We start from the raw sequence: 22721 nt of genomic DNA on the forward strand, positions 1-22721 counted from the left end.
GTTGTTGCCAGCTATTTGGAACCATGGGAGCGCTTCGAATAAATGAAGTGAAGAACCTGAGCTACCGGTCGGTAGAACTCACGTGGAATCCATTGATCGACTTCAACGACGTCGTACAAGGCGCGGGCCAGTGCCCGGTCTTCCACGACGGGAATGGCGTTCTGCTCGGCGATCTCGCGAATCTTGAGAGCCACGAGATCAAGCCCCTTCGCCACCACCAGGGGCGCGCCCCCCAGGTCGCGGTCGTATTTCAAGGCAATGGCGTAATGGGTGGGATTGGCGATGACGACGGTGGCCTTGGGCACGGCATTCATCATGCGCTGCCGGGCGCGCTGCCGGGCCAGTGACCGCATGCGCGCCTTGACGAAGGGGTCGCCTTCGGCCTGCTTGAACTCGTCCTTCACCTCCTGGCGCGTCATCCGCAGCTCGGTCTTCCAGTGCAGGCGCGACCACACGAGGTCCGCCCCCACCAGGACGATGGTCGCCACGCACACCGCCGACACCAGGCGCATCGCGAGCTCCAGCACCGCCGCGGGCAGCAGCAGCGGGTCGGTGAGCATGGCGTCGACCACCTTGTGCTCTTCCCAATAGAGCACCAGCCCCGCCACCAGCCCCACCGCGAACAGCTTGAACAACGACTTGCCGAATTCGATCTGCCCCTGAACGCCCATGAGGCGCTTGAAGCCGGAGCTCGGCGAGACGCGCTCCCATTTCGGCGTGATCCGTTCGAGCACCAGCGAGGGCACGTTCTGGAACACCGAGGCGACGATGCCCGCGATGGCCAGGATGATGATCATCGGCGTCAGGAAACGCCCGGCCACCAGCATGGTGCTCCACAGCAGCTCGATGGCGTCGCTGCCGCGCTCGAGGCTGAAGCCGGACGGATCGTCGATCAGCCGCGCCAGATCATCGGTGAGCAAGCGCGCGGGGGCGGCCACAAAAAAAGCGAGGCAGGCGAGAATCCCGAGGAGCGAGGCGAACAGCGTCGCCTCCCGCGAGAACGGCACATTGCCCTTCTCGAGGGCGTCGGAGATCTTCTTCTCCGATGCCTCCTCGGTTTTACTCTCTTTGTCCTGATCCTCAGCCATGACCCCCCAACCCCGTCAGCGCGTCGTCGCGTCTCGTCTCCCCAAGCCCGTCGGGCGATGCCCCGTGCGGATACGCGCGGAGCGGCGGTGGTCCATGCCAGCCCGTTCGGGATAACTCCGCGGCGCGCGGGAGGATCCTTTAGCGGCTCATGATGCCGAACCATTTTTCCAGCGGTCGAATACGCCCACCGCCCGAACACGTTTGAAAGCAGTTGGCGCAGCTCCCGGGGGTACGCGCCAGCGGCTGAATGGTCGCAGATCGCGCGGTCTAGATGCGCGATGGGGCGGCCTGCCGCCCCCCAGGTGCCCTAGCGCACATAGGAATCCTCATCACTGTCGCTGTTGAGCTCGATCTCACCGCGTCCGGCCATGTCGAGGGCAAGATCGGTGATCGAGCGCCGGGCCTCGGCGACCTCGCGGGCGGGCACCGGCTCGCCGGTGGCCATTTCCTGCTCCACCATGCGGCGGATACGGGCGCCGAGGGATTGCAGGATCATCTCGCGGAAGTCGTGGTCGGTGCCCTTCAGGGCCAGCACCAGCTTGTCGGTCGGCACCTGGTCGAACAGCGAGGTGCGGGCGCGGGGCGTGAGCTTCACGATGTCGTCGAAGGTGAAGAGCAGGCCACGCAGGATTTCGGCGGACTTCGGCCGCGTGGAGGCCAGGCTGGAGAGCACCGTCTCCATGTCGTCGCGGTCCATCTTGTTGATGATGTCGGCCATGCGGGCATGGGGATCGGCGCCGGCATTCCGCGAGAAATTCATCATGAAGTCCTCGTAGACCGTCTTTTCGATCACCTGCATGGTGGCATCGACGATGGGCTTGAACGTGAGCATCCGCCGCAGGATGCCGTTGCGGCGCTCCTCCGGAATGAAGCTCATCACCTTGGCGGCGCAGGCCGGGCGCACCTTCGAGAGCATCAGCGCCGCGGTCTGCGGGTGCTCCTTGGCGATGTAGGAGGCGAGCACGCTTTCCGACACCGTGGAGATGCGCTCCCAGATGGAGTGGTTCGCCGTGCCGAGCAGCTCGGCCATGATGTCGGCGATCTGCTCCGGCGGCAGCACGCCGGTGAGCAGCCGCTCCACGTCCGATGCGGTGCCCATGAGGCTGGCGCCGGACGCGAACTGACTGGCGAAGTCCTCGACGATGGATTCGATCTGCGTCGGGGTGATGGACTTCAGCTGGGACATCGACCGCGTGATGAGCTTGATCTCATCCGGATCGAAATGCTTCAGCAGACGGTTCGCCGTGGGCGGGCCCATGGTCATGAGCACCGCCGCAACCTTGTCGGTTCCGTGCAGGGGACGGGACTTGCCCTGGGTCGGCGTCGCCATCGGCTAATCTCCGTCAGGCTTCGTCGTTGCCGCCCGGGCCGACGATCTCCGTCAGCGACACGCCAAAGCGCGAGCTGTCGTCCTCGACCACCATCACCTCGCCGCGCGCGATGACGCGCCCGTTCACGACCACGTCCACCGGCTCGCCCACCCGGTGGTCGAGCGGCACAACGGCGCCGCGGCCGAGCTTCAGCAGGCTCGAAACCGGCATGGTGGCGGAACCCAGAACCACCTGGAGCTGCACGGGAATGCGCTTGACCGCGTCAAGGCCGGGCCCGTTGCCCAGGGTTTCTTCCGGTTCGGCGCTCTTGCTGCCGGAGAGCAGAGCTTCGTCGAGGGCGGTGCTGTCGTCGTCGGTGTCGGCCATGACATCCTCTGGAGCAGAAGAAGGAAAGATATCAGTGCTGCTTCATCTTGGAACTGGGCGTTCCGGTGCGCGCGTCGAGCTCGGCGATCACGCCGTGGGCATCGTCGATGCGGCTCGAGAGCTGGGTGAGCACCTCGCGCCCGTCGGCGCTGAAGGTCTGCAGAGAATCGCGCGCCGCCGTCAGGGCCTTCGCGGCATCCTCCAACGCCCGGCCATAGTCCGCGTTCAGCCGGTCGAGGCGGGCCAGGCGCCGGTAGAGCACCACCACGCTGACGGTGGTGGCCAGCAGGGCGACGAGCAGGAGAATATCAACGGGGGAGGATATCATCGATGAAGTCCTGGTTCTGGCTGATCTGTTCCTCGACGCGCACGACATAGGCGCCGTCCGATTGGCCGAGGCGGCACCAGAAGAGGGGTTGCGCGGCGCTTTCGAGCTTGACCCGGCTCGTCGGCGTCGCATTCAGCTTGATGACCTGTCCCACCTTGAATTCGGAAACCTCCCCAAGGGTGACCTCGCGCTCTTCCAGGATAGCGCGCAGCTTGACCTCGGTGCGGTTGATCTCCTGACGGATCTTCTGCGCCCATTGGGGGTCGCGGTTGTTGGTTTCGGTGATGGTGGTGTGGGCGAGGGCGCGCCGCAGGGGGGTGAGCGCCGTCTGCGGGATGAGCACGAACATCTCGCCGCCGCGGTTGAGGGCCTGGAGCAGGAACTTGGCCACAACGGCCATGTTGTTGCGTCGGCCAATCACCGCGAAGTCCATGCGCGTTTCCTGGCGCTCGAACTGGAAGGTGGTGTCGCTCACCAGGGCGAACGAGGCGCGAAGGGCCTTCGCCATCTGCTCGAACAGAAGCTGGGCGACCCGGCCCTCGATGTTGGTGAAGCTGCGCTCGTCTTCCACCGGCGGCTCGGAACCGTCGGAGCCGAACAGCACCTCGATCATGGTGAAGATGAAGTCGCGGTCGAAGCCGACGATGAGCTGGCTGTCCCAGGAGGGGGCGCGGAAGATGCCGGCGATGGCCATGCCTTCATAGGCTTCCAGCACCTCGCCGATGCGCCCGTTCTCGATGCTCAGGAACGAGTAATAGGCCTGGGAGGCCGCGAACTGGCGCAGCCCGTCGGCGCAGGCGGTGGCCATGCGGTCGAACATCACGTGCAGCATGGGCAGGCGGTCGAGCGAGAGCCCGGCCGCATCCAGAAGCATGTCGCGGATGTCGTGGTGCTTATGGGAGGACATGGATCAGGCCGCCTGCTGCGCGGGCGCGCCATTGGCCACGGGCGCGCTGTTGATGGCCTCGCTCTCCACCTCGTCGATGGTGGGGCGCTCGGCGGCGGAAATGGTCTTGCGGCCGTGTTCCAGCGCGATGGGCGGAAGCGCGCCGTTCATGAAGGCGATCAGCGTCTGCTTGACGATGATGAAGGGCTGGCACTGTTTCTCGCGGGTGATTTTAATCTTGTGGGCCAGCGGCGAGATGATCGCGTAGGAAGAATAGATGCCGAGGAAGGTGCCGATGAGGGCGGAGCCGATATAGTGGCCCAGCACCTCGGGCGACTGGTCAATGGCGCCCATCGCCTTCACGATGCCGAGCACCGCCGCGCAGATGCCGAGCGCCGGCAGCGCCTCGGCCACCGTGCTCATGGCGCTGGCTGGCTTGGTCTTGTGCTTGCGGATGGTGGAGATCTCCTGCTCCATCAAGCCTTCGATCTCGTGAGACTTGGCGTTGCCGATGAGGATGAGGCGCGCATAGTCGCAGATATACTGGGTCAGTTCCTTGTCCTTGAGGATGGTGGGGAACTGGCCGAACAGCGGCGAATTCTGCGGATCGTCTATATGGACCTCGACCTCGTTGCGCGGCTTCTGCCGCATGTCGCGCATCAACGCGTAGAGCAGGCTCAGGAGGGCGATGAAGTCCTTGCGCTTGGGGGCCATTCCCGTGGCGGCCTGAATGATCGCCGTGCCCGTGTCCTTGATGACCGGAACGGGGTTGGCGATGATGAAGGTGGAAAAGGCAATGCCGCCGATGATGACGTATTCAAACGGCTGCCACACCACGCTCAGGTGCCCGCCCATGGCGACAAAGCCGCCGAACGTGGCGCCAAGGCCGAGAATGATTCCAATAATAACCGCCAAGGCGCCTTCCTCCCGGGTAGAGGTGTCCCCAACCCTCAATTAGGTGAGCAGGATTGCGCGAGGCTGATCTCGCAGCCGGCTCGCCAGGCCGGCCTCACCGGTCCGTGAGCGGGCAGGGGCACCGGCGGCAGGCTCGCGCAAGCCACGATCCGGCATAGTGGCACCACGAACGGCCTTGCCCGTCATCTTGCCCGTCTCCACGTCCGGAACAGCTCGGGAGCAGACGTGTCTTCGAATCTCTACGTGGCCTTGTCGGCTCAAATGGCAACGGACAAGCGGCTCGCGACCGTCGCCAACAACGTCGCCAACATGAACACGCCGGGGTACCGGGCGGAGCAGGTACGTTTTTCCGAGCTGCTGTCGGACACGATCGGGGACAAGACGTCCTATGTGTCCGAAGGCGAAACCTTCACGTCGCTGCGCCCCGGCGCCATCACCCAGACCAGCAATCCCCTGGATCTGGCCATTGAGGGCGATGGCTGGTTCGCGGTGCGCACCGACCAGGGCGTGGGCTACACGCGGGACGGGCGTCTGCGGATGACTTCCGAGGGGGCGTTGCAGACCATGAACGGCGCTCCGATGCTGGATGCCGGCGGCGCACCGCTGATGGTGGATCCTAATGGTGGCGCGGTGCGCGTGGGTGTCGACGGCTCCGTCTATCAGCGCGGGCAGACCGTTGGCCGGGTCGGCATCTATGTGATGGCCGACGGCACGCAGATGACGCGCCAGAGCGGTGCGGTGATGACGCCGGACCGGGCCCCGGCCCTGATCCAGACCTTCAACCGCAACAAGGTGCTCCAGGGATATGTGGAGGGGTCCAACGTGGATCCGGTGATGGAGATGACGCGTCTCATCACCCTCCAGAGGGCTTTTGAGCAGGCGGCCAACGCCGTCTCGCAGAATGAGGATCTGACGACCAGCGCCATCAAGCAGCTGGGGCCGTCGAGCTGAATCGAAGGCGCCCGGGCGTAGGGCGGTACGCCGGGGTGCGTGAGAGACCGCGGAGTTGAGGGATGAACGGTCTTGAGCGCCTGGCTGCCGCCGTGGAGGCGGGGCTGGAGGAGAGTCCGCCACTGCGAGTGGGCGGCGTGGTGCGCGAGGTGGCGCCGACGCATTTCGATGTGTCCGGCCTGTCCCATGTGCTGCGTCTGGGTGAGCGCGTCGGCGTCGAGGGCGATGCTGGCGTGCGTCTCGGCGAGGTGGTGCGCATCGATGGCGCCTGCGCCGTGGTGAAGCCTTACGACAGTCAGATGCAGGTGGGGCTTGGCGAGAGGGCGTTTCGTGTCGGGCCGCTCGTCCTTCATCCGAGCGAGCAGTGGAAGGGGCGTGTCGTCAACGCCTTGGGCCAGCCGCTGGACGGGGAGGGGCCGCTGGCGCGGGGCCTGAAGGCCATGCCGCTCGACCGCGACCCGCCCGCCGCCATGGCCCGCGCGCGGGTGGAAAAGCCGCTGCGCACGGGCGTGCGCGCCGTGGATATCTTCACTCCCCTGTGCCAGGGGCAGCGCATGGGCATCTTCGCGGGCTCCGGCGTGGGCAAGTCCACGCTGCTGTCCATGCTGGCCGGGTGCACGGGCTTCGATACCGTGGTCGTGGCCCTGGTGGGCGAGCGCGGGCGCGAGGTTCGCGAGTTCCTGGAAGGGCCCCTTGCGCCCAACCGCGCACGCGCGGTCGTCGTGGTCTCGACCTCCGACGAGAGCCCCATGATGCGCCGCATGGCGCCGCAGGCCGCTCTCGCGGTGGCGGAGCATTTTCGCGATGCGGGCGAGAGCGTGTTGCTGATCGTCGATTCGGTCACGCGCTATGCCCATGCCGCGCGCGACGTGGCGCTGGCCGCCGGCGAGCCCGCCGTCGCCCGAGGCTACGCGCCGAGCGTGTTCTCCACCTTGCCGAAGTTGCTGGAGCGGGCCGGCCCAGGCGAGGAGGGCAAGGGATCCATCACCGGCATCTTCTCGGTGCTGGTGGACGGCGACGACCATAACGACCCGGTGGCGGACGCCATCCGCGGCACACTGGATGGGCACATCGTGCTCGATCGCGCCATCGCCGACCAGGGCCGGTTTCCAGCCATCAACGTGCTGCGCTCGGTGTCGCGACTGTCGGGCCTGGTGTGGAACGAGGGCGAGCGCGAGCTGGTGCGGCGCTTGAAGGCCATGATCGCGCGGTTCGAGGACACGCGGGACCTGCGCCTCATGGGCGGCTACCAGGCCGGGAGCGATCTCGATCTGGATCAGGCCATCGCCGCGGTGCCGCGCATCTATGACGCGCTGAGACAGAATCCGGGGTCGCCGCCGAGCCGCGATCCCTTCGCTGACCTTGCGGCGGCGCTGCGGGCTTGATGGCCGGCAGCTTCGCACAAGCCTTTTAGGTTCAATTGATCAACCACGGGCCGTATGGAGCGGCCATTGCCCTCGGGAGCCAAGCCAGATGAGCCTTTACGGAATGATGCGCACGAGCGTGTCGGGCATGAACGCGCAGGCGAACCTCCTCAGCACGGTGGGCGACAACATCGCCAATTCCGGCACCATCGGCTACAAGGCGGCCAGCGCCGACTTCTCCTCGGTGATGCTGCAGTCTGAAACCGGGAGCGGCGGCGACTATCAGTCGGGCTCGGTGAAGACCACCATCAGCTATGACATCTCGGCCCGTGGCGAGCTCGACTATACCGGCAAGGGCACGACCGATCTGGCGATTCAGGGCAACGGCTTCTTCCTGGTGACGGACACCTCCGGCCAGACTGTTCTGACCCGCGCCGGCAATTTCACGCAGGATGCCTCCACCAACAATCTGGTGAATGGCGCCGGCTACACGCTCATGGGTTACGCCGTGGCCGCAGACGGCACGGTCGACTCGACCCAGCTCGTGCCCGTGAATATCGACAAGGCGACGGTGACCGCTGCGGCCTCGACGGATGCCACCTTCGCGGCGAACCTGCCGACCAGCGCGGCCATCGGCGACACGATGACCACCTCGCTCACCGCCTATGACGCCCTTGGCTCTCAGCGCAATGTCAGCCTGACCATGGAGAAGACCGCGGTGGACGCCACCACCGGCGCTGTGACCTGGACGGTGACCGCGAGCGGGGACGTGGACCCGGCGACCTACACGCTCACCTTCGATAGCTCGGGTGTTCTGACCACCAGTCCGGCCACCTTCTCCCTGGCGGTTCAGAATTCGCTGAACGCGACCACCACCACGCCGGTCACCCTCGACCTGTCTGGCATGGTGCAGAAGGACATGGACTACACCCCGCTGACCACCGACATCAACGGCAGCTCGGCCTCGGTCCTGTCGGATATTTCCATTGATGGCGACGGCACTGTCTATGCGGTGAACGGCGATGGTGACCAGTTCGCCATCTTCAAGATCCCGCTCGGCTACGTCACCAGCCCGGACAACCTGACCCCCCTGTCGGGCAATGCCTACCAGATCAACAACTCCTCCGGTCCGCTGCAGATCGGCTACGCGGAATCGGCCGGCCTCGGCACCATGGTGTCCGGCGCGACCGAGGGTTCCACCGTCGACACGGCGAGCGAGCTGACCACCATGATCGTGGCGCAGCGTGACTACACCGCGAACTCGAAGGTCTTCCAGACCGGCACCGAGCTTCTCGACGTGCTGATGAACCTCAAGCGTTGAGCGGCGGAGCTGCTGGGGGATCGCTATGAGCTTGACCGCTGCCTTCAACACTGCCCGCTCGTCGTTGCAGGCCACGTCCACGCGGCTGTCGGTGTCGGCAAGCAACGTGGGCTCGGCCGACAGCGCTTCGGCTTCCAGAAAGATCGCCGTGGTCACCACGTCGGCCGATGGTGGCGCCAAGGTCGTCACCATCACGCGGGCGTCGGATTCTGCGCTGTTCGACAAGATGCTGTCGTCCACCTCGTCGAGCGCGCAGCTGAAGGCATTGGATGACGGGCTGACCGTCCTCCAGAAGACCGTTGGCGACACGGAGAGCGAAACCTCTCCGGCCGCGCTGCTGGGCACCTTCTCGAATGCTCTCACGGCTGCCGCCAATGCGCCCGATGACACAGCGCTCGCGGCGGCGGCGGTGTCGGCTGCGCAGGATCTGGCTGTGTCGCTCAATGATGCCTGCGACGCGGTTCAGCAGGTGCGCACCGATGCCGACTCGGCCATCGCAGCCTCGGTCGGCAATGTGAATGACTTGCTGTCGCAGTTCCAGGATGCGAACGACGCCGTGGTGCGCGGCACCGCGCTCGGGACCGATGTGACGAACGCCCTGGACCAGCGGGACAGTATCCTCGCGCAGCTGGCGGAGGAGATGGGGATCTCCACTCTCACGCGCGACAACAATGACATCGCCATCTATACGGACAGCGGTGTTACCCTGTTCGACAAGACCGCCCGCTCCGTTACTTTTGCGGAATCGGGCATGCTCGACGCTTCCAGCTCGGGCAATGCCGTCTATGTGGACGGTGTGGCTGTCGCGGGGCCCGGCGCCAGCACCTCGATGGCTCTGAAATCGGGCACGATCGTGGGTCTCACGACGTTGCGGGACGATGTCGCCGTCACATACCAGGCGCAGCTCGACGAGGTTGCCCGCGGTCTCATCGACACCTTTGCCGAGACCGATCAGAGCGGCCTTGGCGGGCCGACGATGGCGGGCCTGTTCACCGCCAGCGCCGGCGACACCTCTGTGCCGGGTTCCATGGTGGCCGGTCTCGCTGGGTCGATCACCGTGAACGCGGCCGTCGATACGGAGCAGGGGGGCACGCCCTTCGCGCTGCGCGACGGTGGCATGAACGGCGCCTCCCATCTCTACAACACCGGGGCCGAGGCGAGCTACGGCACGCGCCTGACCAGCCTGGTGGACACCTTGGCCCAGTCGCGGACCTATGACGCAACGGCCCAGCTGCACGACGGCACCAACCTGATGGGGTTTGCGACCAGCTCCGTGAGCTGGCTGGAGGGCCAGCGCTCAACGGTGTCCTCGCAGTTGGACACCCAGGCCGCGGTCCTGTCGCAGGCCTCCACCGCCCTGTCCTCGGCGACGGGCGTCAATCTCGATGAGGAATATGCCCTTCAGCTTGAGCTGGAGCGCAGCTACCAGGCGTCCTCCAAGCTGATCGGGGTGGTGAGCAACCTCTACGACCAGCTGTTCAGCGTGATCGGGTGACGGCAATGAAGAGCTCCTTTGTTTCCACCTTGACCTGGACCAGCAGCGCGCTGAAGTCCGTTGCCCGCCTGCAGAATGAGATGGCGAAGGCCACCACGGAGATTGCCACCGGGCGCTATGCGGATGTGGGGCTCAGCCTTGGACTCCGCACCGGGCAGAGCGTTTCGCTCTACTCGACCAAGGCGGCCATTTCCTCGCAGACGCTCAGCAATAATTTCGCCTCGAACATCGTCGGCACCTCGCAGACGGTCATGGCGAAGCTGATTGCCGACGGCGATGAGTTTCTTCAGGATCTCATCACGGCTCAATCTTCCAGTGCCGACCCGAAGACGTTGGTGACGCAGGCGGAAACGGCATTGGCGACGCTGACGGACAACCTAAATACCTCGGATGGCCAGCGTTACCTCTTCGCGGGCACGAACAGCTCCGTGCAGCCGATGGCCGCCTATGAGGACGGGCCCGAGGCGGCGGTCACAGCGGCTTTCACTGCGGCTTTTGGCGTCAGCCCCACCGATCCGGCGGTGAGCAATATCTCGGCGAGCGACATGGAAACGTTCCTGAACGGAACATTCGCGGACCTGTTTGCTGACCCCTCATGGGGCAATACCTGGTCGAGCGCTTCCGATCAGCCGCTCACCAGCCAGATCAGCAGCAACGCACGCGCGAACATCACCACCACGGCGAATATCGACGGGGTGCGCAATCTGACCATGGCCTTGACGATGGTGGCGAAGCTCGGGACCGCCAATCTCTCGGCTGAGACCAGGGCGGTGCTGGTGGACAAGGCGACCACCGTGGCGGGCGCCGCCATCTCGCAGATTACGACCGTCAGCGCGAGCCTTGGTGTCACGCAGAGCCGGATCAATAAGGCCAATGATGTCTTGAGTAGTGCCAGCACACTGGTTGAGACGCAGATTTCGAACCTTGAAGGGGTTGATACTGCCGAAGCCAAGACACGCCTGGATAATATGACGACACAGCTTGAGATGTCCTACTCGACGACGGCGACGTTGATGCAGTTGTCGCTTCTCAACTACGCTTGATCCCACGTAAGAGGGGTGCCATGTACAAATTCGCATATGCGGAAATTCTCGACGAGGCTGGGACCTCCGGGCGCGAGCGCGAACGCCAGGCGTTCGACATGGCCATGGATCTTCTGGTTCAGGCACAGGCAGCGGGCCCCGGAAGCCCGGAAATGCGCACGGCGCTGCTGACGGTGCAGAAGATGTGGCGGTTCTTCATCGCCGACATCGCGGACGCGCAGAACGAGCTGCCGGAAACCCTGCGCGTGAACCTGGCGTCGCTCGGCCTTTGGATCATCCAGGAAGCGGATCGCATCCTGAGTGATCCGACCCGGGATGTGGCGCTGCTGATCGATGTGAACCGCACTATTCGGGACGGCCTGAAATGACGAAGGCGATGCGTATCTCGCTGAAGGCCGGAGAGAAGATCTATCTCAACGGCGCGGTGTTCTGCGCCGACCGCAAGGTGACGCTCGAGCTGCTGAATGATGCTGTCTTTCTGCTCGAGGGTCACGTGATGCAGGTGGAGAACACCACCACGCCTTTGCGTCAGCTCTACTTCATCGTGCAGTCGGTGCTCATGTATCCGAGCAGTGCCGATGAGGCCCGGCGCCTGGCGTCGGGGCACCTGACCGCGGTGATGCGTGCCTACTCCAACCAGGAGATGCTGGTGCAGCTGGAGCAGGTGAAGTCGGCTCTCGCCGAGGATCGGTGCTTTGATGCGCTGCGGCAGCTGCGGCAGCTCTTCCCCCTCGAAGATTCGATCATCGAGGGCAACGCCCTGCAGCAGTGCGAAGTGGCCTGAGGGCGGCCTCGCGCAATCCTGATATGGCACGGTCCACGGTGGGAAGGATGCCGCAATGACTTCTGTTTCAAGCACCACGAGCGCCGCCGCTGCGACCAGCACGAAGAGCACGAGTTCGTCGGCCGCGTCGGCGACGTCCATCGACTATGACACCTTTCTGCAGCTCCTAGTGGCGCAGCTTCAGAACCAGGACCCGACGAATCCGATGGATTCCACGGCCTATCTGTCGCAGCTCGCGTCCTTTTCCCAGGTCGAACAGCAGATCACCACGAACAGCAAGCTCGATGCCATGCTGACGTCGTCCGCGCTGCAGTCGGCGGAGTCGGCCATCGGCAAGACGCTGACTTCGGCGGATGGCTCGGTTTCCGGAACGGTGGCGTCGGTTCAGATCACCAGCGACGGTGTCGTCGCGACGCTGACCAGTGGCAAGACCGTCGCCATCGAGGATGGCGTGACCCTGAGCGGCTCGTGAACGAGGCGGACGCGCTCGATCTGGTCAACTCCGCCATTTGGACGGTGTTGGTCGCGGCCGGGCCGGCCGTTGCGGCGGCCATGATTGTGGGCATTCTCGTGGCCCTCTTTCAGGCGCTGACCCAGATCCAGGAAATGACGCTGACCTTCATTCCCAAGATCCTTGCGGTCTTGGCGGTTGCGGCGTTGACGGCCTCCTTCATGGGTTCGCACATCATGGCGTTCACGGAAGAGGTCTATGGTCGGATTTCGAGCGGCTATTAGCGTGCGGCGGGCTTGGCCTCAGGCGGGGCGAGCAGGGCGGGGGCCTTCCGGTCATCTTGTCCGGGCAGAGTGGGGGAGGGGCTGAGGCACGGCCCCGGGATGTTAAACGGTAGACCCGCGTTTTGGCGGCTCTGGGAATGGTGATTGAGGATGTGGCGAGGGGCCTTGGTGTTGGGCGGAGCTTGAGAGCATGGCCGACATCCCAGCTACTGACAGCGTAGCGGCGCGCTCGCGTCGTGACATCGGGTTCGCCATGGGTATCGTGGCGATCCTTGGCGTCATGTTCCTGCCCATCCCGCCGATGTTCATCGACATGGGGCTGGCGCTGTCCATCGCGTTGTCCGTTCTCATCCTGATGGTGTCGCTGTGGATCAATAAGCCACTTGAATTTTCCTCCTTCCCGACGGTGTTGCTGATCGCGACCCTGCTGCGGCTGGGCCTCGGCATCGCCACCACGCGCCTCATCCTCTCGCACGGCAGCGACGGCGTGCACGCGGCGGGCTACATCATCGCCGGCTTCTCGCAGCTGGTGATGAGTGGTGACTTCGTTATCGGTATCGTCGTGTTCGTCATTCTGGTGACGGTGAACTTCCTCGTCATCACCAAGGGCGCGACGCGTATCGCCGAGGTGGGCGCCCGCTTTACCCTCGATGCCATCCCCGGCAAGCAGATGGCCATCGACGCCGACCTCAATGCCGGCCTCATCGATGACCGCGAGGCGCAGCGGCGCCGCTCGGAGCTTGAGGAAGAAAGCTCCTTCTTCGGCTCCATGGACGGTGCTTCCAAGTTCGTGCGCGGCGAGGCGGTCGCGAGCCTCATCATCATCGCGGTGAATATCTTCGGCGGCATCATCATCGGCGTGACGCGTCACGGCATGCCGATCGGGGATGCGGCCAACGTCTTCACGCGCCTGTCAGTGGGCGACGGGCTGGTGGCGCAGATCCCGGCGCTCATCGTATCACTGGCCGCCGGCCTGCTGGTGTCGAAGGGTGGCACCAAGGGCCGGGCGGAAATGGCGGTGCTGGGGCAGCTCGGCGCCTATCCGCGGGCTCTGTTCGTCGCCTCGGGTCTCATGTTCGCCATGGCCGTGGTGCCGGGCCTTCCGCTGCTGCCGTTCGCGATTCTCGGCGGCGTGCTGGCGTTCGTCGGCTATTCGATTCCCAAGCAGCTTGCCAAGAAGCAGGCGCTGGAGGCCGAGAAGGCCGAGGCGGAACGCCAGAAGAAGGAGCGGGAGCAGCGTGAATCGGTGAAGGAAAGCCTGCGTACGCCGGAAATCGAGGTGTGTGTGGGTAAGCAGCTGGCGGGCCAGGTGCTGCGCACGCCCACCGAGCTGACCAACCGTATCGGCAAGATGAGGCGCAAGTTCGCGGTCCGCTACGGGTTCGTGGTGCCCGAGATCCGCATGAGCGAAAGCCTCTCGGTTCCCAACAAGAGCTATCAGATCAAGATCCATGGCACGGTGGTCGCCACCCAGGAGATGCGCATCGGCGAGTTCCTGGTGGTGGTGGGCGACGGGCCGAAGCCGGATGTGCCCGGCGAAGAAGTGCGTGAGCCGGCCTTCGGCATGAAGGCGGTGTGGGTCGCGGAGGCCTATGGCAGCGAGGTAAAGCGCGAGGGCTACGCGCCGGTCGACAACCTCACGGTCATCCTCACCCATCTCAGCGAGGTCATCGCCAACAACCTGCCGCAGCTCCTGTCCTACAAGGACATGCGGGGTCTGCTGGATCGGCTTGATCCGGAGTATAAGAAGCTCATCGACGATATCTGCCCCTCGCAGATTTCGTCCTCGGGCCTGCAGGCGGTGCTGAAGCTGCTGCTGTCGGAGCGCGTCTCCATCCGCAATCTCAACCTGATCCTGGAGGCGATCGCCGAGATCGTGCCCCACGCGCGGCGCTCCGAGCAGGTGGCCGAGCATGTGCGCATGCGCATGGCGCAGCAGATCTGCGGCGACCTTTCCGACGGGGGCGTGCTGAACGTGCTGCGCCTCGGCAGCAAGTGGGATCTCGCCTTCCACCAGAGCCTGAAGCGCGATGCCAAGGGCGAGGTGGTGGAGTTCGATATTGACCCGCGGCTGGTGGAGCAGTTCGGGGCCGAGGCGGGGGCGGCGATCCGCGACCGCATGAAGAATGGAGCGAGCTTCGTTCTGGTGACCGCGCCGGACGCGCGGCCCTATGTGCGAATGATCGTGGAGCGCATGTTCCCCTCCCTGCCGGTGCTGTCCCATGTGGAGATCGCACGTGGCGTCGAGATCAAGTCGCTCGGAACCATCTCGTGAATGAGGCGGCCAGCCTCGCGGTCATCGTGGCCATGCTGGTCTTCTGCCGCATCGGCTCGTGCCTGATGCTGCTGCCAGGGGTGGGCGGGCGAAACATTCCCACCCAGGTGCGCCTGTTCCTCGCGCTCGCGCTCAGCTTCGCATTCGTGCCGGTGGTCTATGGGGTGGTGGCGCCGCGGGTGGAGCATGCGTCGGTGAGCCTGCTGGTGTCCGCCATCGTCGCCGAGATGCTGACGGGGGCGCTGCTGGGCTTTCTGGTGCGCATCTACATTGCCGCCCTTGAAACCATGATGAACTTCGCCTCCCAGGCGGTGGGCCTTGCCGGCATCGCGGGAATGTCGCTGGAAGACAACGTTTCGCTGCCGACGCTCGCCAGCCTTTTCACCATCACCGTCGTGGCGCTCATCTTCATGAGTGACCTGCACCTGGAACTGGTGCGCGGCATTTTGGAGAGCTATCGCCGGATGCCGCCCGGCGAGCTGATCAATTTCGGCGCGGCGCTGGCCAATGTGGTGGACCAGTTCTCCGAGACCTTCGTGATCTCCCTGCGCATCGCCAGCCCATTCGTGCTCTATTCCATCGGCGTGAATCTGGCCCTGGGCCTTGTGAACAAATTCACTCCGCAAATCGCCGTTTATTTCATTGCGGGACCATTCATCACTGCGGGGGGGCTGTTTTTGCTCTATATGAGTATCTCTCAGCTTCTGTCGCTGTTCATGCTCGCCCTGAGCGGGTGGGTGCGAACGCATTGAGGGCGCGATGAAGGAACGTCTCAAGAAAGCCGAGCGGATCCGAGCGGTGCGCGAGCAATTGCAGCGGGCCGCGGAGTGGCGCCTCGTGGCGATCGCACGCGAGAAGGAGGCGATCGAGGAGCAGCGTCGCGCGCTGTTGGAGACGCTGGCGGATGACCTGTTCGGGCCGCTGCTGCTCGAGCACGCGGGCCGCCGTCTGGGGCGCCTGGCCGTTGAGGCGGAACAGGCCAATGCCCGGCAGCAGGCGCAGGAGCAGCGCGTAAAGGAAGAGGCATTGGCGGTGAAGCGGGCCGAGCACATGGAAGAAGACGCCCGCCGCGACGCTCATGCGGCCGAGGAGCGGGCCCTGGTGGGCGAAATCGCGGAGGCGAGCGCGCTGCGTCCGCCACGGGATGCAAGCTTCACATAAGCATAGCGCTTCAGCATTATCCGGTAGTTGAGCATAGGGGGCGGCTGTCATGGGCATCAGCCCGATTTCCGATTTCGTCGTGGATGTGATGCAGAATGCCGAGACCTCGCGGGTGCGCCAGGTCGTGGGCAAGCTGAAGGCCCTGTCGACCGGCGGCGGCGCGGATTTCAGCGCGACGATGACGAAGACCGGCGCCTCGGACAGCGCCAAGGGCGCGGACACCGCCAAGGGTGCCGCGGGGCTCGACGAAGATGCCCAGGCCAAGTCGCTGGCGATGATTCCCGCCGGGGTCGCCTTTTCCGGCACCAGCCTGACCACGCTGCGCAACGCCCATGCGCTCAGCGGCCGGTCGGTGGACCAGTTCGCGGCGCGCCCGTCGCCACCGCCGGCAGCGCTGAAGAAGTTTGAAGGCATGGTGCTCGCCAACTTCCTCGACACCATGATGCCGCAGACGGACAGCGTGTTCGGAAGCGGCACCGCCGGCTCGGCCTGGAAGACCATGCTGACGGAGAAGATCGGTGATGCCATCGCCAATGCTGGCGGCATCGGTATCGCTCAGAGCATCGCGCGGGCCGCTGGCAGCCGTTATGCCGACGGCAAGACGGGAGAGAGCTCGTGAGTGCGGAAATTCGGTCAGCCGTGAATCCGTCCGTCGCCACCTTGCTGAGCGCCATCGATCACCTCGAGGAGGCGCTCGACGCGGAAACGACCGCGTTCGAAACCCGCACGCCGCTCGATATCGTGGAAAGCAACCGCCGGAAGAGCCGGTGCCTGCTGGAATTGAGCCGGGCCGCGCGGGCTCTGCCGCCGGTTGCCGATCCTGAGCTGCTGGCCCGGGTTGCCGGCCTTAAGAAAAAACTGGAGCGCAACAGCTACGTGCTTTCGGTTCAGCTCGCCGCCGCCCAGGAAGTGGCCTCCATCCTCGACCGCGCGATGCGCGATGCGGAATCGGACGGCACCTATTCGGCAACGATTGGACACGGTGAGCGTCGGAGATGATTCGCTTCATCATCATCGGCGTGTGGGTGTGTGTGGTGGCGCTGGCTTCGACCTACGCCGCCGCCTATTGGGTCGCCGGAACGGACCACGGTAAGTCCGAAGAGCCCTACATTTCGGGGCTCGAGTATCGCCGCCTGCCGGTCATCACCGTGCCTATGATCATCGACGGTTCGGTGAAGGGCTATGTGCTTGTGAAGCTGGTGTTCACGGCCGACGCCGCGCAGCTGCGCAAGATGTCCATCGACCCGGGCATCTTTGCGGTGAACGCCGCTTTTCAGGAAATTTACGTTAACGGCCGCGTCGAGAGCGGCAAGATGTCGAAATACAATCTTCCGGAAATGCTCGAACGCGTGCGCCAGACCACCAACGCGCAACTGAATGGGGATGTTGTGCGTGAGGTTCTGGTGGATTCCCTGAATTATGTCGATAAGACGGATCTGCGCAGTGGGCCGCCGCCTGGGGTGGGGGGCGGAGGCAAGTGAGTGGTTGCGTAAGCAATAATAGGGGCGGGGGCAGATGAAGATCGCGGGGAAAATCTATTCCATCGTCGCCGTGCTGGGGGTGGCCGCGCTGGCCATCTGCGTGGTGGCGGTGCTGGGCGTGCTGGCGGTGTCCGACGCCGCGGAGCGGCTCGACAATGTCTGGCAGCGCGCCTTTCTTACTGAGCGCGTGAACAAGGACGTGGCGATGGTCACCGTGTACACGCGTGGTGTCTACGTCTCCAAGACCGACACCGAGGTCCGGGTCGCCGCGAACGATACCGAGCGCTGGCTCGTCAACCTCAACAACGATCTCAACACCCTGAAGGGGTTGGCGCCCGCAGACGCCGCGGCCGACACGCAGCGTCTGAGCGACGATGTGCAGGCCTTCGCCGAGCTGGTCCGGGCCATCCTCAAGGCTTCGCTGGCGGAAGGGCCGCAGGCGGCGCTCACCGCGGGTGGTGGTCTGGCCGCCAACGTGGCCATTCGCACCGCTTTGCAGAAAAGCCTGGACCGCGCCACGTCGGAGATCCGCACCAAGCTCGATCCGCTGCGTGACGAGCAGGCGTCCACGCGTCAGCGGACCCTTTGGATGCTGATCGTCTTCACGGCGGTGGGCCTGGTGGCTGGCGTGGGCATCGCGCTCTATATCGGCACGCGCAAGCTGAGTCGTCCGCTGCAGCAGGTGTCCTCGTCGATCCAGAAGCTGGCGGACGGCGATCTCGACGTCGCCTTGGCCACCCAGCGCCCGAAGGACGAAATCGGCGACCTGTGGAACTCCACCGAGCGTCTGCGTGACGAACTGCGCGCCGCCGACGATATGCGGCGCGAGCAGCAGGTGGCCGCGACCCGCGCGAGCGAGGAAAAGCGCGTCAGCATGCACCGCCTCGCGGAGGAGTTCGATCGCGCGGTCGCTGGTGTCGTTCAGACGGTGTCCGATGCCGTGGGCGTGCTGGAGCGCAATGCCGGCTCCATGCGGTCTTCGGCGGAGGAAACCTCCCGTCAGTCCACGGTTGTGGCGGCGGCGGCCGAGCAGGCCACCAGCAACGTGCAGACCGCGGCTTCCGCGGCTGAGGAGCTGGCTGCGTCGGTGCGCGAGATTTCCAGTCAGGTGACGGTTTCGGCCAAGGTGGCCCGGGAGGCGACGACCCAGGCGAACGGCACGGCCGAAGTGGTGCGCGGCCTCGCCGTCAGCGCCGGGCGGATCGGCCAGGTGGTGAACCTCATCACCGACATCGCCTCGCAGACCAATCTGCTTGCGCTCAATGCGACCATCGAGGCGGCGCGCGCGGGCGATGCAGGCCGCGGTTTCGCCGTGGTGGCGCAGGAGGTGAAGAGCCTCGCGGAGCAGACTTCGAAGGCCACGGAGGAGATCTCCGGCCAGATCAGCGAAGTCCAGCGCGCGACCGACGAGGTGGTGCACGCCATTGAGGCCATCGGCGGAACCATCCGTCGGATCGACGAGATCTCGAGCGCGATCGCCGCGGCGATTGAGGAGCAGGGCACAGCCACGGGCGAGATTGCCCAGAATGTGCATCAGGCCGCGCAGGGGACGCAGGAGGTTTCGTCCTCCATCTCCAGCGTGAGCACCGCGGCTGCGGATACGGGGCGCGCCTCTGGCGATATCGTCAGCGCGGCCAGTGATCTGTCGTCCCAGGCAACTCACTTGCGCAGCCAGGTGACGGCTTTCATCGAGCGCGTCCGCGCCGCCTGATGGCGCGACGTCGGCGGAAACGGCCCGCGCCGAAACGGCGGCGCGGGACATTCGGCGAAGCTCAGACGGGCCAAGCCCGTCCTCCCGGAGTTGAGACCATGGACGACCTGTTGCAGGAGTTCCTGACGGAGACTAACGAAAGTCTCGACGTCGCCGACGTGGAACTGGTTAAGTTCGAGCAGGACCCGAACAACGCGGAAATCCTGAACAACATTTTCCGTCTGGTGCACACCATCAAGGGCACTTGCGGCTTTATCGGCCTGTCGCGCCTCGCAGCGGTCGCGCATGCTGCTGAAACTTTGATGGGCAAGTTCCGGGACGGCCGGCCGGTGACCGCCGACGCGGTGACGCTGGTGTTGAGCACCATCGACCGCATCAAGTGGATGCTCTCCGCCATCGAGGAGAACAACGGGCAGGAACCGGAAGGCAACGACCAGGATCTCATCAGCCTCCTGGAGGAAATGGCGGCCACCGAGTTGCCGCCGCCCGAGCCCGAGCCGGTTCCGGAGCCCCCGAAGGTTGAGGCTGCCCCGCAGACCCTCGAGCGGGACCTGCTTCCGGGTGAAATTCCCCTCGACGAGCTGGAGCGGCTGTTCCGGGAGACCGAGGTCGAGCTGCCGGCACGAGGCAAGGATAAAGCGAAGGAAGCTGCTCCGGCAGCCTCGGCCGCGGCGTCTTCCGAGACGACAGCGTCGGCGTCCTCCTCCAAGGGTGATTCTGCCAAGGGCGATTCCTCTAAGAGCGACGCTCCGAAGGCCGAGCCCCCCGCGGAGCCCAAGGCTGCCACGGCCTCCGTTCCCGCTCCAGTCACCACCTCCGGCGCGATCGCGAAGGCCGACGGGCGCACGCCGGCGACCCAGGGGGGGGCGCAGCGTCCCAGCGGCACGCCCTCTGGCGTGCCCGCCAATGCGGAGGAGGGGACGCACGCTTCCGCCCTTTCCGCGCAGACGATCCGCGTCAGCGTTGGCGTGCTCGAGCAGCTCATGACCATGGTTTCGGAGCTGGTCCTCACGCGTAATCAGCTGATGGAGATTGCACGTCGGCAGGGTGACTCTGAGTACAAGGTCTCCCTGCAGCGCCTGTCCAACGTCACCGGCGAGCTGCAGGATGCGGTCATGCGTGCGCGCATGCAGCCCATCGGCAATGCCTGGCAGAAGCTTCCGCGCATTGTGCGCGACCTGGGCCAGGAGCTGGGCAAGCAGATCGAGCTCGAGCAGATCGGCGCCGACACCGAGCTGGATCGGCAGGTGCTGGACCAGATCAAGGACCCGCTCACCCACATGGTGCGCAACTCCGCCGACCACGGGCTGGAGACGCCCGAGGAGCGGCGCGCGGCTGGCAAGCCCGAGCGCGGCACCATCCGCCTGTCCGCCTACCACGAGGGCGGCCATGTGATCGTCGAGATCGCGGACGATGGTCGCGGTCTCAACGTGGGGCGGATCAAGCAGAAGATCGTCGAACGCGGCCTCGCCACCGAGGCGGAAGTCTCGAAGATGCCGGACGTTCAGGCGTTCCGCTACATCTTCCAGGCAGGCTTCTCCACTGCGGAGAAGGTCACCAGCGTGTCCGGCCGTGGCGTCGGCATGGACGTGGTGCGCACGAACATCGAAGCCATTGGCGGCACCATCGAGGTTCACTCGAAGCTTGGCCAGGGCTCGGCGTTCGTCATCAAGATCCCGCTGACGCTGGCGATCGTGCCGGCGCTGATCGTGCGGGCGGCGGACGAGCGGTTCGCGCTGCCGCAGAGCGCGGTGGTCGAGCTGGTGCGGGTGCAGCCGGGCACGGACCATGCGGTGAACTGGTTCAACAACGTGCCGGTCCTGTGCCTGCGGGACAAGTTGTTGCCAATCGTCGCGCTTGGTACCCTGCTGGGCCTTGCGCCCGAGCAGGATGCCCACCAGGCGGACCAGTGGACGGATGCGCTGATCGTGGTGTTGCGCGTGGGCGCGGAAACCTTCGGCGTCGTGGTGGATGCGGTTTCCCACACTGAAGAGATCGTGGTGAAGCCCATGTCGTCCACCCTGCGGCAGGTGCCCATGGTGTCCGGCTGCACCATCCTCGGCGATGGCCGGGTGATCATGATCGTGGACCCGGCCGGTCTGGCCCAGGGGGCTGCCGCGCGCGGCGCGGAGGCGGCCGAGATGGATCTCAATACGGCGGAGGCAACCCATCGGGCTGCGGCGGCGGAAGAGCGCACGTCGCTGCTGCTGTTCCGCGCCGGCTCGCGGGAGCCGAAGGCGGTGCCGCTGGGCCTCGTTACCCGGATCGAGGAGCTGGAGGTTTCCAGCATCGAGCGGGTCAAGGGCTATCCAGTCATCCAGTATCGTGGCGCCCTCATTCCGGTGCTTTACGCCAACGAGGAGGTGGGGCGCGCGAAGAGCGGCACCCAGCCCATGCTGGTGTTCTCCGCCGAAGGTCGCGTCATGGGCCTGCTGGTCGACGAGATCGTGGATATCGTGGAAACCCCGCTCGACATGCAGCTGTCGCCTTCGGGTATGCCGGAAGTACTCGGCGCGGCCGTTATCTCCGGCCAGGCGACCGAGATCCTCGATGTGGGCTTCTACATCAACGTCGCGTTCGGCGAGCGCTTCGAGCAGCTGACGCGCGTGAGCACGCGCCCCAAGCTGCTGCTGGTGGATGACAGCGCGTTCCATCGTGACCTGCTGGCGCCGGTGCTGAAGGGCAACGGCTATGACGTCACCACATGCTCCTCGGCCCAGGAGGCGCTGGAGCGTCTGGGCGATGACGAGGAGTTTGACGCCATCATCAGCGATCTGGAGCTGCCGGACATGGACGGCTTCGCCCTGGCGGCAGCGGTGCGCGACGACCCGCGCAATCGTGACCTGCCCATCATCGCGGTCAGCGCATCGCGGGATCGGGATACCATCGAGCGCGGGCGCGCGGCGGGGTTCACCGACTATGTCGCGCGCTATGATCGCGCGGGCCTCATCGAGGCGTTGAAGGAATTTGCCGGACGACAGGGAGCAGCGGCATGAGCGAGCATGTTCCAGCTCTGACGGGGGCCCCGGTCGGCACCTATCAGCAATATGTCACGGTGCGCATCGCATCCCAGCTGTTCGGGCTTCCGATCCAGATGGTGCATGAGGTGTTCGCCCCCGATGCCATCACCCGCGTTCCGCTTGCGCCGCCGGCCATCGCCGGCGTGCTCAACTTGCGCGGCCGGATCGTCACCATGCTCAACATGCGCTGCCTGCTGGGCCTTCCGGCAGCCGAAGGCAAGGGCATGGCGGTCGGCATCGAGCATGATGGTGAGGCGTTCGGCCTCATGATCGACGACGTGGGTGAGGTGCTGGGCCTGGACACCGCGAAGCGGGAGGCCAATCCCGCCAATCTCGATGCCCGCTGGTCCGCAGTCGCCGCCGGTGTTCACCGCTTGTCCGGTGAGCTGATGCTCATCTTGAACGTCGAGCTGGTTCTGCGCGGCGCGGGCACCGTCAAGGCCATCACCGCATCGAGCTATTGAG

At 65.2% G+C, this 22721-nt stretch carries 24 protein-coding genes; 18 read left to right on the plus strand and 6 right to left on the minus strand.

Annotation, left to right across the window (positions count from 1 at the left end):
• Positions 1-11 precede the first annotated feature (11 nt).
• The 6 genes from flhB to motA all read right to left on the minus strand — a co-directional run bounded on the left by flhB (position 12) and on the right by motA (position 4915).
• A complete protein-coding gene (gene flhB / locus L0966_RS20665; protein WP_234053969.1) occupies positions 12-1088 on the minus strand; it encodes a flagellar biosynthesis protein FlhB in 1077 nt (358 codons plus the stop codon).
• Between the two features lie 308 nt (positions 1089-1396).
• Positions 1397-2419 (minus strand): flagellar motor switch protein FliG, encoded by a 1023-nt coding sequence (locus L0966_RS20670; protein ID WP_234053970.1) that lies wholly within the window; start codon positions 2417-2419, stop codon positions 1397-1399.
• Positions 2420-2432: 13 nt separating this feature from the next.
• Positions 2433-2786: a flagellar motor switch protein FliN gene (gene fliN, locus L0966_RS20675; RefSeq protein ID WP_234053971.1), complete on the minus strand. Its 354-nt coding sequence runs from the start codon at positions 2784-2786 to the stop codon at positions 2433-2435.
• 31 nt (positions 2787-2817) lie between these two features.
• Complete coding sequence (locus L0966_RS20680; protein ID WP_234053972.1) at positions 2818-3114, minus strand: hypothetical protein; 297 nt, start codon at positions 3112-3114, stop codon at positions 2818-2820.
• Positions 3095-4021 carry a flagellar motor switch protein FliM gene (locus L0966_RS20685; protein ID WP_234053973.1) on the minus strand — a complete coding sequence of 309 codons (927 nt, stop codon included), beginning with the start codon at positions 4019-4021 and terminating at the stop codon, positions 3095-3097. Before L0966_RS20685 ends, L0966_RS20680 begins: the two co-directional genes overlap by 20 nt.
• A gap of 3 nt (positions 4022-4024) precedes the next feature.
• Positions 4025-4915, minus strand: coding sequence for a flagellar motor stator protein MotA (motA, locus tag L0966_RS20690; protein WP_234053976.1), 891 nt, complete (start codon positions 4913-4915; stop codon positions 4025-4027).
• Between the two features lie 225 nt (positions 4916-5140).
• Between motA and flgF the strand changes: the two genes are divergently transcribed.
• From flgF to L0966_RS20780, 18 genes are all read left to right on the plus strand, one after another.
• The gene (flgF, locus tag L0966_RS20695) at positions 5141-5866 is read left to right on the plus strand and encodes a flagellar basal-body rod protein FlgF (RefSeq protein ID WP_234053978.1); all 726 of its coding nucleotides are present in this window, start codon (positions 5141-5143) and stop codon (positions 5864-5866) included.
• Between the two features lie 62 nt (positions 5867-5928).
• Entirely contained in the window at positions 5929-7251 is a 1323-nt protein-coding gene (fliI, locus tag L0966_RS20700) for a flagellar protein export ATPase FliI (protein WP_234053979.1), read from the plus strand.
• 88 nt (positions 7252-7339) lie between these two features.
• Positions 7340-8551, plus strand: coding sequence for a flagellar hook protein FlgE (locus L0966_RS20705; protein ID WP_234053980.1), 1212 nt, complete (start codon positions 7340-7342; stop codon positions 8549-8551).
• Between the two features lie 25 nt (positions 8552-8576).
• Positions 8577-10046 carry a flagellar hook-associated protein FlgK gene (gene flgK / locus L0966_RS20710; RefSeq protein ID WP_234053981.1) on the plus strand — a complete coding sequence of 490 codons (1470 nt, stop codon included), beginning with the start codon at positions 8577-8579 and terminating at the stop codon, positions 10044-10046.
• A gap of 5 nt (positions 10047-10051) precedes the next feature.
• A complete protein-coding gene (locus L0966_RS20715; protein ID WP_234053982.1) occupies positions 10052-11089 on the plus strand; it encodes a flagellar hook-associated family protein in 1038 nt (345 codons plus the stop codon).
• Positions 11090-11109: 20 nt separating this feature from the next.
• Complete coding sequence (gene flaF / locus L0966_RS20720) at positions 11110-11457, plus strand: flagellar biosynthesis regulator FlaF (protein ID WP_234053983.1); 348 nt, start codon at positions 11110-11112, stop codon at positions 11455-11457.
• Positions 11454-11873: a flagellar biosynthesis repressor FlbT gene (gene flbT / locus L0966_RS20725; RefSeq protein WP_234053984.1), complete on the plus strand. Its 420-nt coding sequence runs from the start codon at positions 11454-11456 to the stop codon at positions 11871-11873. The genes flaF and flbT overlap by 4 nt, the downstream gene beginning before the upstream one ends.
• A 55-nt stretch (positions 11874-11928) precedes the next feature.
• Positions 11929-12345 (plus strand): flagellar hook assembly protein FlgD, encoded by a 417-nt coding sequence (gene flgD, locus L0966_RS20730; protein ID WP_234053985.1) that lies wholly within the window; start codon positions 11929-11931, stop codon positions 12343-12345.
• Positions 12342-12608, plus strand: a complete 267-nt coding sequence (fliQ, locus tag L0966_RS20735) for a flagellar biosynthesis protein FliQ (RefSeq protein WP_234053986.1) — start codon at positions 12342-12344, stop codon at positions 12606-12608. The genes flgD and fliQ overlap by 4 nt, the downstream gene beginning before the upstream one ends.
• A 190-nt stretch (positions 12609-12798) precedes the next feature.
• Positions 12799-14883 carry a flagellar biosynthesis protein FlhA gene (flhA, locus tag L0966_RS20740; protein WP_234053987.1) on the plus strand — a complete coding sequence of 695 codons (2085 nt, stop codon included), beginning with the start codon at positions 12799-12801 and terminating at the stop codon, positions 14881-14883.
• Positions 14880-15635, plus strand: a complete 756-nt coding sequence (locus tag L0966_RS20745) for a flagellar biosynthetic protein FliR (RefSeq protein ID WP_234053988.1) — start codon at positions 14880-14882, stop codon at positions 15633-15635. The genes flhA and L0966_RS20745 overlap by 4 nt, the downstream gene beginning before the upstream one ends.
• Before the next feature lie 7 nt (positions 15636-15642).
• A complete protein-coding gene (locus tag L0966_RS20750) occupies positions 15643-16044 on the plus strand; it encodes a hypothetical protein (protein ID WP_234053989.1) in 402 nt (133 codons plus the stop codon).
• Positions 16045-16093: 49 nt separating this feature from the next.
• The gene (locus L0966_RS20755; protein WP_234053990.1) at positions 16094-16663 is read left to right on the plus strand and encodes a rod-binding protein; all 570 of its coding nucleotides are present in this window, start codon (positions 16094-16096) and stop codon (positions 16661-16663) included.
• On the plus strand, positions 16660-17043 hold the full coding sequence (locus tag L0966_RS20760; RefSeq protein ID WP_234053991.1) for a hypothetical protein: 384 nt from the start codon (positions 16660-16662) through the stop codon (positions 17041-17043). Before L0966_RS20755 ends, L0966_RS20760 begins: the two co-directional genes overlap by 4 nt.
• The gene (locus L0966_RS20765) at positions 17040-17525 is read left to right on the plus strand and encodes a hypothetical protein (protein WP_234053992.1); all 486 of its coding nucleotides are present in this window, start codon (positions 17040-17042) and stop codon (positions 17523-17525) included. The genes L0966_RS20760 and L0966_RS20765 overlap by 4 nt, the downstream gene beginning before the upstream one ends.
• Before the next feature lie 34 nt (positions 17526-17559).
• Positions 17560-19236, plus strand: coding sequence for a methyl-accepting chemotaxis protein (locus L0966_RS20770; protein ID WP_234053993.1), 1677 nt, complete (start codon positions 17560-17562; stop codon positions 19234-19236).
• 98 nt (positions 19237-19334) lie between these two features.
• The gene (locus L0966_RS20775) at positions 19335-22232 is read left to right on the plus strand and encodes a chemotaxis protein CheW (protein WP_234053994.1); all 2898 of its coding nucleotides are present in this window, start codon (positions 19335-19337) and stop codon (positions 22230-22232) included.
• On the plus strand, positions 22229-22720 hold the full coding sequence (locus L0966_RS20780) for a chemotaxis protein CheW (protein ID WP_234053995.1): 492 nt from the start codon (positions 22229-22231) through the stop codon (positions 22718-22720). Before L0966_RS20775 ends, L0966_RS20780 begins: the two co-directional genes overlap by 4 nt.
• Position 22721 lies beyond the last annotated feature (1 nt).

Source organism: Xanthobacter sp. NM-59 (genome assembly GCF_021401125.1).
GTDB lineage: Bacteria > Pseudomonadota > Alphaproteobacteria > Rhizobiales > Xanthobacteraceae > Xanthobacter.